Source organism: Streptococcus oralis subsp. dentisani, from assembly GCF_002860905.1.
Classification (GTDB): Bacteria; Bacillota; Bacilli; order Lactobacillales; family Streptococcaceae; genus Streptococcus; species Streptococcus oralis_BA.
This window is the reverse complement of record NZ_PKIG01000001.1, coordinates 474,687-490,000: the sequence shown is the minus strand read 5'-3', so window position 1 is coordinate 490,000 and position 15,314 is coordinate 474,687. Positions and strand designations below refer to the sequence as shown.

Annotated in this window: 14 protein-coding genes; 11 read left to right on the top strand and 3 right to left on the bottom strand. The window is 41.8% G+C overall.

Features of this window, described 5'->3' with window-relative positions:
* The first annotated feature begins 188 nt into the window (after window positions 1-188).
* Complete coding sequence (locus tag CYK16_RS02325; RefSeq protein WP_001144923.1) at window positions 189-884, top strand: GNAT family N-acetyltransferase; 696 nt, start codon at window positions 189-191, stop codon at window positions 882-884.
* An 11-nt stretch (window positions 885-895) separates the two neighbouring features.
* On the top strand, window positions 896-1,312 hold the full coding sequence (locus CYK16_RS02320) for a GNAT family N-acetyltransferase (RefSeq protein WP_060805953.1): 417 nt from the start codon (window positions 896-898) through the stop codon (window positions 1,310-1,312).
* Between the two features lie 579 nt (window positions 1,313-1,891).
* Here the strand turns inward: CYK16_RS02320 and CYK16_RS02315 are convergent.
* Window positions 1,892-1,984: a type I toxin-antitoxin system Fst family toxin gene (locus CYK16_RS02315; protein WP_000969509.1), complete on the bottom strand. Its 93-nt coding sequence runs from the start codon at window positions 1,982-1,984 to the stop codon at window positions 1,892-1,894.
* Between the two features lie 475 nt (window positions 1,985-2,459).
* A complete protein-coding gene (locus CYK16_RS02310) occupies window positions 2,460-2,552 on the bottom strand; it encodes a type I toxin-antitoxin system Fst family toxin (protein ID WP_081094075.1) in 93 nt (30 codons plus the stop codon).
* A gap of 133 nt (window positions 2,553-2,685) precedes the next feature.
* On the opposite strand from CYK16_RS02310, the gene ruvB reads away from it, so the two are divergent.
* Together ruvB and CYK16_RS02300 are read left to right on the top strand one after the other, a co-directional pair.
* Window positions 2,686-3,684, top strand: coding sequence for a Holliday junction branch migration DNA helicase RuvB (ruvB, locus tag CYK16_RS02305; protein WP_081094076.1), 999 nt, complete (start codon window positions 2,686-2,688; stop codon window positions 3,682-3,684).
* Window positions 3,665-4,237: a nucleotidyltransferase family protein gene (locus CYK16_RS02300; protein ID WP_060805955.1), complete on the top strand. Its 573-nt coding sequence runs from the start codon at window positions 3,665-3,667 to the stop codon at window positions 4,235-4,237. Before ruvB ends, CYK16_RS02300 begins: the two co-directional genes overlap by 20 nt.
* 165 nt (window positions 4,238-4,402) lie before the next feature.
* Here the strand turns inward: CYK16_RS02300 and CYK16_RS02295 are convergent, their stop codons facing one another.
* A complete protein-coding gene (locus CYK16_RS02295) occupies window positions 4,403-5,659 on the bottom strand; it encodes an ISL3 family transposase (protein WP_101776609.1) in 1,257 nt (418 codons plus the stop codon).
* A gap of 232 nt (window positions 5,660-5,891) precedes the next feature.
* Here CYK16_RS02295 and CYK16_RS02290 point away from each other — a divergent pair, with 232 nt between their 5' ends.
* The 7 genes from CYK16_RS02290 (at window position 5,892) to CYK16_RS02260 (ending at window position 15,249) form a co-directional block, all read left to right on the top strand.
* On the top strand, window positions 5,892-6,650 hold the full coding sequence (locus CYK16_RS02290; protein WP_000466722.1) for an isoprenyl transferase: 759 nt from the start codon (window positions 5,892-5,894) through the stop codon (window positions 6,648-6,650).
* Window positions 6,651-6,658: 8 nt separating this feature from the next.
* Window positions 6,659-7,462: a phosphatidate cytidylyltransferase gene (locus CYK16_RS02285; RefSeq protein ID WP_000189852.1), complete on the top strand. Its 804-nt coding sequence runs from the start codon at window positions 6,659-6,661 to the stop codon at window positions 7,460-7,462.
* A 21-nt stretch (window positions 7,463-7,483) separates the two neighbouring features.
* Window positions 7,484-8,743 (top strand): RIP metalloprotease RseP, encoded by a 1,260-nt coding sequence (gene rseP / locus CYK16_RS02280; protein ID WP_060805202.1) that lies wholly within the window; start codon window positions 7,484-7,486, stop codon window positions 8,741-8,743.
* 12 nt (window positions 8,744-8,755) lie between these two features.
* Window positions 8,756-10,609: a proline--tRNA ligase gene (locus CYK16_RS02275; RefSeq protein WP_060805201.1), complete on the top strand. Its 1,854-nt coding sequence runs from the start codon at window positions 8,756-8,758 to the stop codon at window positions 10,607-10,609.
* 98 nt (window positions 10,610-10,707) lie between these two features.
* On the top strand, window positions 10,708-12,087 hold the full coding sequence (bglA, locus tag CYK16_RS02270; RefSeq protein ID WP_060805200.1) for a 6-phospho-beta-glucosidase: 1,380 nt from the start codon (window positions 10,708-10,710) through the stop codon (window positions 12,085-12,087).
* Between the two features lie 191 nt (window positions 12,088-12,278).
* On the top strand, window positions 12,279-14,087 hold the full coding sequence (gene glmS / locus CYK16_RS02265) for a glutamine--fructose-6-phosphate transaminase (isomerizing) (RefSeq protein WP_060805199.1): 1,809 nt from the start codon (window positions 12,279-12,281) through the stop codon (window positions 14,085-14,087).
* Between the two features lie 118 nt (window positions 14,088-14,205).
* A complete protein-coding gene (locus CYK16_RS02260) occupies window positions 14,206-15,249 on the top strand; it encodes an LLM class flavin-dependent oxidoreductase (protein WP_060805198.1) in 1,044 nt (347 codons plus the stop codon).
* Window positions 15,250-15,314 lie beyond the last annotated feature (65 nt).

The window sequence follows — 15,314 nt, the reverse complement described above, 5'->3', positions numbered from 1 at the left end:
AGTAAAAAATAGAGAGAAGCATAAGGGGAATTAACTCACTCGTTCCCATATTTGATTATTCCTCTATAAAGTGGATGGATGATTTTTATAAGAGGAGTTTGCATTATTGAATAGAAAACCAAGTGTTTCCTAAAATTTTCATTGAGATATGTTATACTATATTCAATAAGTGAAACAAGGAGAAAGCTATGCCAGTAAATGAATATGGTCAGATGATTGGGGAGTCAATGGAAGGTTATACACCAGGTGAATTGCCTTCTATTGATTTCTTAGAAGGGCGTTATGCTCGAATAGAAGCTCTTTCAGTGGAAAAGCATGCGGAGGATTTATTAGCTGTTTATGGTTCAGATACTCCTCGGGAGATGTGGACCTACCTCTTTCAGGAACCAGTGGCAGATATGGAGGAACTGGTTAGCCTTTTAAATCAGATGTTGGCTCGTAAGGACCGCTTTTACTATGCGATTGTAGACAAGGCAACTGGTAAGGCTTTGGGAACTTTTTCCCTCATGCGAATTGATCAGAATAACCGAGTAATAGAAGTGGGAGCTGTCACTTTTTCTCCAGAGCTAAGAGGCACACGGATAGGAACAGAAGCTCAGTATCTACTGGCTCGCTATGTCTTTGAAGACCTAAACTATCGTCGTTATGAGTGGAAATGCGATGCTCTTAACCTGCCATCAAGACGAGCAGCGGAACGTTTGGGCTTTATTTATGAAGGAACCTTCCGTCAGGCAGTGATTTATAAGGGGCGTACGAGGGATACGGATTGGTTGTCTATGATTGATAAGGACTGGCCAAAAATCAAAGCTCGTTTGGAAATATGGTTGCGTCCTGAAAACTTTGATAAAAATGGACAACAGTACAAGAGCTTGAGAGAGCTTTAAGAGGTGTTGAGATGATTACTATTAAAAAGCAAGAAATTGTCAAGCTAGAGGATGTTTTGCATCTCTATCAGGCTGTCGGTTGGACAAATTATACCCATCAACCTCAGATGCTGGAGCAGGCCTTGTCTCATTCATTAGTAATTTATCTGGCGCTTGATGGCGATGCTGTGGTGGGCTTGATTCGTTTGGTTGGAGATGGATTTTCATCAGTTTTTGTACAAGATTTGATTGTTTTGCCTAGCTATCAGCGCCAAGGGATTGGTAGCTCCTTGATGAAAGAGGCTTTAAAAGATTACAAAGATGCCTATCAAGTCCAGCTGGTGACAGAAGAGACAGAAAGAACCTTGGAATTCTATCGTTTTATGGGCTTTGAAACCTTATCTACCTATGATTGTACAGGAATGACTTGGATAAACAGAGAAAAATAATAAAACTTGTTTATTCTTAAGCAAAGTTTAAGGATGGTCTAGTATTATATAGTTATTAAATAAAGACCTCCTAACTTTATTTAATGAAATCCTAAAACTTTTTTCATCATAATCTCCTAATGAAGTCACCTAATCAGGTGGCTTTTTTCGTGGGTAGGTGATGCTGATAGAAATTTTTTTAAAAATGGTAGAATTTGAGAAAAGTTAAGCTAGTTTTAAGCTTCGTCTTGTATCATATAGTTATTAAATAAAGACCTCCTAACTTTATTTAATAAAATCCTAAACTTTTCTTTTTCATAATAATCTCCCTTAACTCCACCCAATCAGGTGGAGTTTTTTGGCTCTATTTCAGGCTTTTGGGGACTATTTTAAACATCATTTTCCGATAACTTTTACTTAATCTTATAAACTTTATTGGACAGATTCTAAAGTTGGAGAAGCTGAATTGATGAAGATATAAACCTTTGACAAATTTTGTGAACTATGGGATAATAAAAGGGAATTAAGTATTGTGTCTATATCATAGGCTAGAAAAGACCCCAAGCTAACTTCCACATTAAGCTTGGGGTCTTTTTGACACTATTTGTCCTTGTTTAGCCATTTATCGACTAATCGAAGAACGACACCGACCACAATTGGTCCGATGATAGTTTTAAGTATTGTATCCATCATGGGCTATCTCACCTCCTTTCGCAGGCGGTGTAGAAGTGCCGTAAAATATTATATCACATATGTGCTAAACTCGGGAGTCACCCAATCAGGTGGATTTTTTTGGCTCTATTTCAGGCTTTTGGGGACTATTCTAAAAATCATTTTCAGATATTTTTCGGATTTTGGTCGGGGAATTGGCGGGGATCTTTTTAGCGAATATGACTAAGAAATAGGTTTGTTGTTACTTCAACCTCAAATTGATTGCAAGCGTCTGTGAATTGAAGGGTTAGAACTACTTTAATAATGTTCTTGGTTGTCGAGGAGTGAGTCATCATATTGTTGTACAGCGGTTAAAGCTTGAAAAGCCGAGAATATAAACCTTTGACAAAATTTGTGAACTATGGGATAATAAGAAGGAATTGAGTACTAGTTCTATATCATGGGCTAGAAAAGACCCCAAGCTCACGTCCAAATAAGCTAGGGGTCTTTTTTGACACTATTTGTCCTTGTTTAGCCATTCATCGACTAATCGAAGAACGACACCGACCACAATTGGTCCGATGATAGTTTTGAGTACTAATTCCATCATGGGCTATCTCACCTCCTTTCGTAGGCGGTGTTGAAGTGCCGTATAATATTATACCACATAAGTGCTAAACTCAGGAGTCACCCAATCAGGTGGCTTTTTTGTTTGTGGCTTGGATTTTTGATATAATAGAGCCATGAGTAGAATTTTAGACAATGAGATAATGGGGGATGAGGAGTTAGTAGAACGTACGCTCCGTCCTCAGTACTTACGTGAATATATTGGACAGGATAAGGTCAAGGATCAGCTCCAAATCTTTATTGAAGCTGCCAAAATGCGGGATGAAGCGCTGGATCATGTCCTCTTATTTGGCCCTCCAGGCTTGGGAAAAACGACCATGGCTTTTGTTATTGCCAACGAACTGGGTGTCAATCTCAAACAGACGTCTGGGCCTGTCATTGAAAAAGCCGGAGATCTAGTAGCGATTTTGAATGACTTAGAGCCTGGGGATGTCCTTTTTATTGATGAGATTCATCGCTTGCCCATGTCGGTGGAAGAGGTGCTTTATAGTGCCATGGAGGACTTCTACATTGATATCATGATTGGGGCTGGTGAAGGCAGTCGCAGTGTTCATTTGGAGTTACCACCTTTTACCTTGATTGGTGCGACGACTCGGGCTGGTATGCTCTCCAATCCGCTACGGGCACGTTTTGGGATCACAGGTCATATGGAGTATTATGCCCATGCTGACTTGACAGAAATTGTCGAGCGGACTGCAGATATTTTTGAGATGGAAATCACCCATGTGGCAGCATCTGAGTTGGCCTTGCGTAGTCGTGGAACTCCCCGTATTGCCAATCGTCTCCTCAAGCGCGTGCGCGATTTTGCCCAGATAATGGGGAATGGGGTTATCGATGATCTTATTACCGATAAGGCTCTGACCATGCTGGATGTTGACCACGAAGGTTTGGACTATGTGGATCAAAAAATCCTTCGCACCATGATTGAGATGTACGGTGGTGGTCCTGTCGGATTAGGAACTCTTTCTGTTAACATAGCAGAAGAACGTGAGACAGTTGAAGATATGTATGAGCCTTACTTGATTCAAAAAGGTTTTATCATGCGGACGCGGTCTGGACGGGTGGCGACTGCTAAGGCATATGAGCACTTAGGTTATGAATATAGTGAAAAATGAGCAAGAAATTCTAGAGGCTTTTAGAGAAAATCCGGATATGATGGCTATTCTGACTGTCATCCGAAACTTGGAGTTGACAGATTCCTGGTTGGCAGCAGGTTCTGTCAGAAATTTTATCTGGAATCTCTTGTCAGACAAATCTCCTTTTGACTGTGAAACAGATGTAGATGTAATTTTCTTTGATCCAGATATTTCTTACGAGGAAACCTTGTCCCTAGAGAAAAAACTGCGAGAGGACTTTCCTCAGTACCAGTGGGAGTTGAAAAATCAGGTCTATATGCACCAGCACAGTCCTCACACTTCTCCCTATACCAGTTCTCGTGATGCTATGAGTAAGTATCCAGAACGGTGTACGGCAGTTGGACTGCGCTTGAATGAAGAATTGGATTTTGAGCTCTATGCACCTTATGGTTTGGAGGATATTTTGAATTTTCAAGTTCGTCCAACTCCTCATTTCTTAGAAAATGAAGACCGAATGGAACTTTATCGAACACGTCTATCCAAGAAAAATTGGCAGGAGAAATGGAAAAATTTGATTTTTAAAAATACTTAAGGAAACTTTAAGCTAGGAAGTGTATACTAAGTTCATAAGTTAAGAAGACCTTAACTTAAACTCCTAAAACTTTTTCATAATAATCTCCCTATAAAAAATAGAGTCGCCCAATCAGGCGACTTATTTTTTTGGGCTCTTTGTCAACTGTAGTGGGTTGAAGAAAAGCTAATATCTAGAAAGGACAAATTTCGTCCTTTCTTTTTTGATGTTCAGAGCGATAAAAATCCGTTTTTTGAAATTTTCAAAGTTCCGAAAACCAAAGGCATTGCGTTTGATAAGTTTGATGAGATTATTGGTTGCTTCTAATTTGGCGTTAGAATAGTGTAGTTGAAGGGCGTTGACAATCTTTTCTTTATCCTTGAGGAAGGTTTTAAAGACAGTCTGAAAAATAGGATGAACCTGCTTAAGATTGTCCTCAATAAGTCCGAAAAATTTGTCTGCCTCCTTGTTCTGAAAGTGAAAAAGCAAGAGTTGATAGAGATGGTAGTGGTGTTTCAAGTCCTCTGAATAGCTCAGAAGCTTGTCTAAAATCTCTTTATTCGTCAAGTGCATGCGAAAAGTAGGGTGATAAAAACGTTTATCGCTGAGTTTACGACTATCCTGTTGAATGAGCTTCCAGTAACGCTTGATAGCCTTGTATTCATGGGATTTTCGATGAAACTGATTCATGATTTGGACACGCACACGACTCATAGCACGGCTCATGTGTTGGACAATATGGAAACGATCCAACACGATTTTAGCGTTTGGAAAAAGCTGTTTAGCTAAGGCATAGTAGGGACTAAACATATCCATAGTAATGATTTTCACCTGACATCGGACTGCTCTATCGTAACGAAGAAAGTGATTTCGGATGACAGCCTGTGTTCTGCCTTCAAGAACAGTGATAATGTTGAGCTTGTCAAAATCTTGTGCAATAAAGCTCATCTTTCCCTTTGTAAAGGCGTACTCGTCCCAGGACATAATCTCAGGGAGGTAAGAAAAATCAGACTTAAAACGGAAGTCATTGAGCTTGCGGATGACAGTTGAAGTTGAGATGGAAAGCTGATGGGCAATATCGGTCATAGAATTCTTTTCAATCAACTTTTGCGCAATTTTTTGGTTGATAATACGAGGAATTTGGTGATTTTTCTTGACGATAGAAGTCTCAGCGACCATCATTTTCGAGCAATGATAGCACTTGAATCGACGCTTTTTCAGGAGGATTCTAGTAGGCATACCAGTCGTTTCGAGGTAAGGAATTTTCGACGGTTTTTGAAAGTCATATTTCTTCATTTGATGTCCACAATCAGGACAAGATGGGGCATTGTAATCCAGTTTAGCGATGATTTCCTTGAGTGTATCCTTATTGATGATGTCTAGAATCTGGATATTAGGGTCTTTAATATCGAGTAGTTTTGTGATAAAATGTAATTGTTCCATATGAATCTTTCTAATGAGTTGTTTAGTCGCTTTTCATTATAGGTCATATGGGACTTTTTTTCTACAACAAAATAGGTTCCATAAGATCCATAGGGGATTTACCCACTACAAATATTATAGAGCCTTTTTTTGAAAAATGGGCTTTGTGCCTGAGAATAAATAGCTTAGTGATAGAAGAAAATAGGGAAATATGGTATAATGAAACGATAGATTTTTGAATAGGAATAAGATCATGTTTGGATTTTTTAAGAAAGATAAGGCTGTGGAAGTAGAGGTTCCGACACAGGTTCCTGCTCATATCGGCATCATCATGGATGGCAATGGTCGTTGGGCTAAAAAACGTATGCAACCGCGAGTCTTCGGACACAAGGCGGGCATGGAAGCATTGCAAACTGTGACCAAGGCAGCCAACAAACTGGGCGTTAAGGTGATTACGGTCTATGCTTTTTCTACGGAAAATTGGACCCGTCCAGATCAGGAAGTCAAGTTTATCATGAACTTGCCAGTAGAGTTTTATGATAATTATGTTCCAGAACTACATGCGAATAATGTTAAGATTCAAATGATTGGGGAGACAGACCGCCTGCCTAAGCAAACCTTTGAAGCTCTGACCAAGGCTGAGGAATTGACTAAGAACAACACAGGTTTGATTCTTAATTTTGCCCTCAACTATGGTGGACGTGCTGAGATTACACAGGCTCTTAAGTTGATTTCCCAGGATGTGTTAGATGCCAAAATCAACCCAGGTGACATCACAGAGGAATTGATTGGCAACTATCTCTTCACCCAGCATTTGCCTAAGGAGTTACGAGACCCAGACTTGATTATCCGTACTAGTGGAGAATTGCGTTTGAGCAATTTCCTTCCATGGCAGGGAGCCTACAGTGAGCTCTATTTTACGGACACCTTGTGGCCTGATTTTGACGAGGCGGCCTTGCAGGAAGCCATTCTTGCCTACAATCGTCGTCATCGCCGATTTGGAGGAGTTTAGGAGGAAATATGACACAGGATTTACAGAAAAGAACCTTGTTTGCAGGGATTGCCCTGGCTATTTTCCTACCAATTTTAATGATTGGGGGCCTCTTGCTTCAGATAGCAATTGGAATCATAGCCATGCTAGCCATGCATGAACTTTTGAAGATGAGAGGTCTAGAGACCATGACCATGGAGGGCCTCTTGACCCTCTTTGCAACCTTTGCTTTGACCATTCCCTTGGAGAATTACCTGACTTTTTTGCCAGTTGATGGGAATGTGGTTGCTTATAGTGTTTTGATTTCAATTATGTTAGGAACGACTGTTTTTAGCAAGTCTTATACGATTGAGGACGCTGTTTTCCCTCTTGCTATGAGTTTCTATGTGGGCTTTGGTTTTAATGCTCTATTAGATGCTAGAATTGCAGGTTTAGATAAGGCACTATTAGCCTTGTGTATCGTCTGGGCGACAGACAGTGGTGCCTATCTTGTTGGGATGAACTATGGTAAACGAAAGTTAGCTCCGACAGTTTCTCCAAATAAAACCTTTGAGGGTGCCTTGGGTGGTATTTTAGGTGCTATTTTAGTAACCATCATCTTTATGATGTTTGACAGAACAGTTGCTCTTCCGTATGGAATTTACAAGATGTCAGTCTTTGCTATTTTCTTTAGCATTGCTGGACAATTTGGTGATTTACTAGAAAGTTCGATCAAGCGTCACTTTGGTGTCAAGGATTCTGGTAAATTTATCCCTGGACATGGTGGTGTTTTGGATCGTTTCGATAGTATGTTGCTTGTATTTCCAATCATGCACTTGTTTGGACTCTTTTAATCAAAAGACGGAGGAAATACTATGCTCGGAATTTTAACCTTTATTCTGGTTTTTGGGATTATTGTAGTGGTGCACGAGTTCGGACACTTCTACTTTGCCAAGAAATCAGGAATTCTAGTGCGTGAATTTGCCATTGGCATGGGACCCAAGATCTTTGCTCATATTGGCAAGGATGGGACGGCCTATACCATCCGAATCTTGCCTCTGGGTGGCTATGTCCGTATGGCTGGTTGGGGTGATGACACAACTGAAATCAAGACAGGAACTCCTGTCAGTTTGACCCTTACTGATGACGGTAAGGTTAAACGCATCAATCTTTCTGGTAAAAAGTTGGATCAAACGGCCCTCCCTATGCAGGTGACTCAGTTTGACTTTGAAGACAAGCTTTTTATCAAGGGCTTGGTTCTGGAAGAAGAAAAAACATTTGCAGTGGATCACGATGCGACGGTTGTGGAAGCAGATGGTACTGAGGTTCGGATTGCTCCCTTGGATGTTCAATATCAAAATGCAACTATCTGGGGCAAACTGATTACCAACTTTGCAGGACCTATGAATAACTTTATCTTAGGTGTCGTTGTTTTTTGGATTTTAATCTTTATGCAGGGTGGTGTCAGAGATGTTGATACCAACCAGTTCCATGTTATGCCCCAAGGTGCTTTGGCTAAGGTGGGAGTACCAGAAACGGCTCAGATTACCAAGATTGGCTCACATGAGATTAGCAACTGGGAAAGTTTGATTCAGGCTGTGGAATCAGAAACCAAAGATAAGACGGCTCCGACCTTGGATGTGACTATTTCTGAAAAGGGTAGTGACAAACAAGTTACGGTTACTCCGGAAGAAAGTCAAGGTCTATATCTTCTAGGTGTTCAACCGGGGATTAAGTCAGATTTTCTATCCATGTTTGTAGGTGGTTTTACAACTGCTGCTGACTCGGCCCTCCGAATTCTATCAGCTCTGAAAAATTTGATTTTCCAACCGGATTTGAACAAGCTAGGTGGACCTGTTGCCATCTTTAAGGCAAGTAGTGATGCTGCTAAAAATGGAATTGAGAATGTCTTGTACTTCTTGGCAATCATTTCCATCAATATTGGGATTTTTAATCTTATTCCGATTCCAGCCCTGGATGGTGGTAAGATTGTGCTCAATATCCTGGAAGTCATTCGCCGCAAACCATTGAAACAAGAAATTGAAACCTATGTCACCTTGGCCGGAGTGGTCATCATGGTTGTCTTGATGATTGCTGTGACCTGGAATGACATTATGCGACTCTTTTTTAGATAATCGAGGAATATTATGAAACAAAGTAAAATGCCTATCCCAACGCTTCGCGAAATGCCAAGCGATGCTCAAGTTATCAGCCACGCTCTTATGTTGCGAGCTGGTTATGTTCGTCAAGTCTCAGCAGGTGTTTATTCTTACCTACCACTTGCCAACCGTGTGATTGAAAAAGCTAAAAATATCATGCGCCAAGAATTCGACAAGATTGGTGCCGTTGAGATGTTGGCTCCAGCCCTTCTTAGTGCAGAATTGTGGCGCGAATCAGGTCGTTACGAAACTTATGGTGAAGACCTTTACAAACTAAAAAACCGTGAAAAATCAGACTTTATCCTAGGTCCAACTCACGAAGAAACCTTTACAGCTATTGTCCGTGATTCTGTTAAGTCTTACAAGCAATTGCCACTTAACCTTTACCAAATCCAACCTAAGTATCGTGATGAAAAACGTCCACGTAATGGACTTCTCCGTACACGTGAGTTCATCATGAAAGATGCCTACAGCTTCCACGCTAACTATGATAGCTTGGATAGTGTTTATGATGAGTACAAGGCTGCTTATGAGCGTATTTTCACTCGTAGTGGTTTAGACTTCAAGGCTATCATTGGTGACGGTGGAGCCATGGGTGGTAAGGACAGCCAAGAATTTATGGCCATTACACCTGCTCGTACAGACCTTGACCGCTGGGTTGTATTGGACAAGTCAGTTGCATCATTTGATGAAATTCCTGCAGAAGTGCAAGAAGAAATCAAGGCAGAATTGCTCAAATGGATGGTTTCTGGTGAAGATACTATTGCTTACTCAAGTGAATCTAGCTATGCTGCTAACTTGGAAATGGCAACAAACGAGTACAAATCAAGCAACCGTGTTGTCGCGGAAGAGGAAGTGATTCGTGTTGCAACGCCAGATGTTAAATCAATCGATGAAGTTGCAGCCTTCCTCAATGTTCCAGAAGAACAAACGATTAAAACCCTCTTCTACAAGGCAGATGGTGAGCTTGTTGCAGCCCTTCTAGTTGGAAATGACCAACTCAACGAAGTCAAGTTGAAAAACCACTTGGGAGCAGATTTCTTCGACGTTGCTAGCGAAGAAGAAGTGGCGAATCTTGTTCAAGCAGGTTTTGGTTCACTTGGCCCAGTTGGTTTGCCAGAGAATGTTAAAATCATTGCAGACCGTAAGGTGCAAGATGTTCGCAATGCAGTTGTCGGTGCTAACGAAGATGGCTACCACTTGACTGGTGTGAACCCAGGTCGTGACTTTACTGCAGAATATGTGGATATCCGTGAAGTTCGTGAGGGTGAAATTTCTCCAGACGGACAAGGTGTCCTTAACTTTGCGCGTGGTATCGAAATTGGTCATATCTTCAAACTCGGCACTCGCTATTCAGCAAGCATGGGAGCAGATGTTTTGGATGAAAATGGCCGTGCTGTGCCAATCATCATGGGATGTTACGGTATCGGTGTCAGCCGCCTCCTTTCAGCTGTGATGGAGCAACACGCTCGCCTCTTTGTTAACAAAACGCCAAAAGGTGAATATCGTTACGCTTGGGGAATCAATTTCCCTAAAGAATTGGCGCCATTTGATGTACACTTGATTACTGTTAATGTCAAGGACGAAGAAGCGCAAGCCTTGACAGAAAATCTTGAAGCAAGCTTGATGGGAGCTGGTTACGAAGTCTTGACAGATGACCGTAACGAACGTGTTGGTGTTAAATTCAGCGATAGCGACTTGATTGGATTGCCGATTCGTATCACTGTTGGGAAGAAAGCAGCCGATGGCATCGTAGAAGTTAAGATTAAAGCGACTGGTGACACCATCGAAGTTCATGCAGATAACTTGCTCGAAACGCTTGAAATTCTCAGCGAGAAATAAAAACTATAATCAGAAGAAAAACAAGGAAAAAATGTAACTAGTTTTTACCTTGTTTTTTCTGTATAATGGGAAAAATGAGTAGATAAAGAGGTAAATGTATGCTAAGATTTCCAAAGGATTTTGTCTGGGGATCCTCTACTTCTGGGCCGCAGACAGAAGGACGTATAGCTGGTGACGGTAAGGGAGAGAATCTCTGGGATTATTGGTACCAAGTGGAGCCAAATCGCTACTATAATGGAATTGGTCCAGATAAGACATCGACATTTTATGAAAATTGGGAAAAGGATATTGAGCTACTGTTAGAAACTGGTCACACAGCCTTTCGGACTTCTATTCAGTGGTCACGGATTTTTCCACAAGGGCGTGGAAAAGTCAATCCTCAAGGTGTGGATTTTTATCGTAAGGTCTTTGAGGCTATTAAGGCTAAGGGGATTCGTCTTTTAGTCAATCTTTACCATTTTGATCTGCCTTTTGCTCTTCAAGAAGCTGGTGATGGTTGGGAAAATAAGGCGACAGTTTCAGCTTATGAAGACTATGCTCGTTTTTGTTTTGAGACTTATGGTGATTTAGTGGATCAATGGATTACCTTTAACGAGCCCATTGTTCCTGTAGAGTTTGGCTATTTTTACGATGCCCATTATCCACATAAGGTGGATGCAGAAGCGGCGGTTAAAGTAGCTTATCACACACAATTGGCCAGCAGTCGGGCGGTTAAGGCTTGTCATGAACTTTTGCCAGATTCCAAGATTGGGATTGTCTTAAACTTGACACCGGCTTATCCACGTAGCCAGCATCCTGCTGATGTCAAGGCTGCTCGTATTGCGGACCTTTTTCAGACCCAATCTTTCTTAGATCCGTCTGTTTTGGGGACTTATCCACAGGAGTTGGTAGAAATCTTACATGAATACGGTCTCTTGCCTGATGCTACAGAGGATGAGTTGAATCTCATTCGTGACAATACGGTGGACTTCCTTGGTGTCAACTACTATCAACCTTTGCGTGTTATGGCTCCTCGATTTGCTAAGCATCCAGAGAGTCCACTCTTACCAGAACATTTTTATGAGCCTTATGTGATGCCTGGACGTAAAATCAATCCTCATCGTGGCTGGGAGATTTATGAGCAGGGGATTTATGACATTGCCCAAAATATCAAGGGGAATTATGGCAATATTGAGTGGATGTTGACTGAGAATGGTATGGGTGTTGAAGGGGAAGAAAAATTCCGTCAAGATGGAATGATTCAAGATGATTACCGTATTGACTTTGTAAAAGGTCATCTTCGTGAACTTCACCGTGCTATTGAAGATGGAGCCAACTGTAAAGGATACTTAATCTGGACCTTTATTGATTGCTGGTCATGGCTCAACAGCTATAAAAATCGCTATGGTTTGGTTGAATTAGACTTGGAAACGCAAGAACGTCGTCTGAAGAAATCAGGGCACTGGTTCAAGGAATTAAGCGACAATAATGGATTTTAAAAAGGACTCTGACTGATTATCCTAATTGGTCAGAGTTTTTTGTTTACAAGAAGTTAATGTGAACTATACCAATTTTTACTCTTGACAAGTGAAAGAAACAAGTATATACTGTTTTTGCTGATTCTATAAAAGAGGAATTAGACTATACCAATTTTAAGGAGAAAGCACAGCTGGTCTGTGTCGTATATACTATGTGTGGAATTGTTGGTGTTGTTGGAAACACAAATGCAACTGATATTTTGATTCAAGGGCTTGAAAAGCTCGAATACCGTGGCTATGATTCTGCGGGGCTTTTTGTCCTAGGTGGTGCTGAAAACCATCTAGTCAAGGCTGTTGGTCGTATTGCAGAATTGTCTGCTAAGACAGCTGGTGTTGAGGGAACGACTGGTATCGGACATACTCGTTGGGCTACTCACGGGAAACCAACGGAAGACAATGCTCACCCACACCGCTCTGAGACAGAACGTTTTGTCTTGGTGCATAACGGGGTAATTGAGAACTACCTTGAAATCAAGGAAGAATACCTTGCAGGTCACCACTTTAAGGGGCAAACAGATACTGAAATTGCCGTTCACTTGATTGGAAAATTTGTGGAAGAAGATGGCTTATCAGTTCTTGAAGCCTTCAAAAAAGCTCTTCACATCATCCGTGGTTCTTATGCCTTTGCCTTGGTTGACTCACAAGATCCTGAAGTCATCTACGTAGCGAAGAATAAATCACCACTTTTGATTGGTCTTGGAGAAGGCTATAACATGGTCTGCTCAGACGCCATGGCTATGATTCGTGAGACCAATCAATACATGGAAATTCATGACCAAGAGTTGGTAATCGTCAAGGCGGATAGTGTGGAAGTTCAAGACTATGATGGCAACAGTCGTGAGCGTGCTAGCTACACTGCTGAGCTTGATTTGTCAGATATCGGTAAGGGAACTTATCCTTACTACATGCTCAAGGAAATCGATGAGCAACCAACAGTGATGCGTAAGTTAATCCAAGCCTACACAGATGAGGCTGGTCAAGTAGTAGTAAACCCAGCTATCATCAAGGCTGTTCAAGACGCAGACCGTATCTACATCCTTGCAGCTGGGACATCTTACCACGCAGGATTTGCTTCTAAGAAAATGCTGGAAGAATTGACAGATACGCCAGTTGAACTTGGAATCTCATCTGAGTGGGGCTACGGTATGCCACTTCTCAGCAAGAAACCACTCTTCATCTTTATCAGTCAGTCTGGTGAAACAGCGGATAGCCGTCAGGTTTTGGTTAAGGCTAATGAAATGGGAATCCCAAGCTTGACAGTGACAAACGTACCAGGCTCAACTCTTTCTCGTGAAGCTAACCATACCATGCTTCTTCATGCAGGACCTGAAATTGCCGTAGCCTCAACCAAGGCTTATACAGCGCAAATCGCAGCCCTTGCCTTCCTTGCAAAAGCAGTTGGAGAAGCAAATGGCAATGCCAAAGCGCAAGCCTTTGACCTGGTTCATGAATTGTCAATCGTAGCTCAGTCTATCGAATCAACTCTTTCAGAGAAAGAAACCATCGAAGACAAGGTTCGTGATCTTCTTGAAACAACTCGTAACGCCTTTTACATCGGACGTGGTCAAGATTACTATGTAGCCATGGAAGCAAGTCTCAAACTCAAAGAGATTTCTTACATCCAGTGTGAAGGCTTTGCAGCAGGAGAACTCAAACACGGAACTATTGCCTTGATTGAAGAAGGAACGCCTGTCTTGGCCCTCTTGTCAGATCCAGTCCTTGCCAACCACACTCGTGGAAATATCCAAGAGGTGGCAGCCCGTGGTGCCAAAGTCCTTACTATAGCAGAAGAAAATGTAGCCAAAGAGACAGATGATATCGTCCTTACGACTGTGCACCCTTACCTCTCACCAATCTCAATGGTTGTACCAACGCAATTAGTCGCTTACTTTGCAACACTCCACCGTGGCCTTGATGTGGACAAACCACGTAACCTTGCTAAATCAGTAACGGTAGAATAAGCTAAAAAAGTCTAGTTATCTAGGCTTTTTCTTGTGAGCAAATTGGTTGCTTGTACTCAAGATTCATGTTAGAATAATTTTTCAAATTGAAGGACAGAGGTAAACAAGGAGAATCACTGTGGTAGAATTGGGAATTTCAACATTTGGGGAAACAACGGAGCTTGAAGGAACTGGGCAAACTTACAGTCATGCCGAACGCATTCGTCAGTTGGTGGCAGAGATTGAGCTGGCTGACAAGGTTGGTTTGGATGTGTATGGGATTGGTGAGCATCATCGAGCGGATTTTGCGGTATCAGCTCCAGAGATTGTCCTGGCAGCTGGGGCAGTCAATACCAAGAAAATCCGTTTGACCAGCGCAGTCAGCATTCTCTCGAGCATGGATCCGATTCGCTTGTTCCAACAATATGCTACTATCGATGCTTTGTCAAATGGACGTGCAGAGATTATGGCTGGAAGGGGTTCTTTCACGGAATCTTTTCCTCTATTTGGCTATGATTTGAAAGACTACGAAGCCCTTTTTGATGAGAAATTAGACTTGCTTCAGTTAGTCAATGAAAAGACCAAGCTAGACTGGCAAGGTCGATTGACTCAAACGATTGCTGGTAAAGAAGTTTATCCTCGTCCAGTTCAGGACAACTTACCCTTGTGGATAGCGACAGGTGGTCATGTCGAATCAACAGTGAAGATTGCTCAGGCAGGCCTACCGATTGTCTATGCCATTATTGGTGGCAATCCGCGTTATTTTAAAAAGTTGATTCAGGCTTATCGTGAGATTGGGAGCGAAGCGGGCTATGCCAGTCAGGAACTAAAGGTTGGAGCTCATTCTTGGGGTTGGATTGCTGAGGATGGCGAGCAGGCGGTGAAAGATTATTTCCATCCGACCAAGCAAGTGGTGGATGCTATTTCTAAAGATCGTCCGCACTGGCAGGAATTGCGTTATGAGCAATATTTGGAGCAAGTTGGGCCAAATGGTGCTATGTTTGTGGGCAATCCAGATCAGGTGGCCGAAAAATTGATTCGCATGATTGAAGACTTAGGTTTGGACCGCTTCATGCTCCATTTACCGCTTGGTTCCATGCCCCATGACCAAGTCCTGAGAGCTATTGAACTCTTCGGAATGCAAGTAGCACCAAAAGTACGGGCTTACTTTGCTATGAAATAGGCTTAATAAAAAATCCTAATCGAGTTTATTAGGACAACAAATATTGTACAAAAATTAATCCCCCG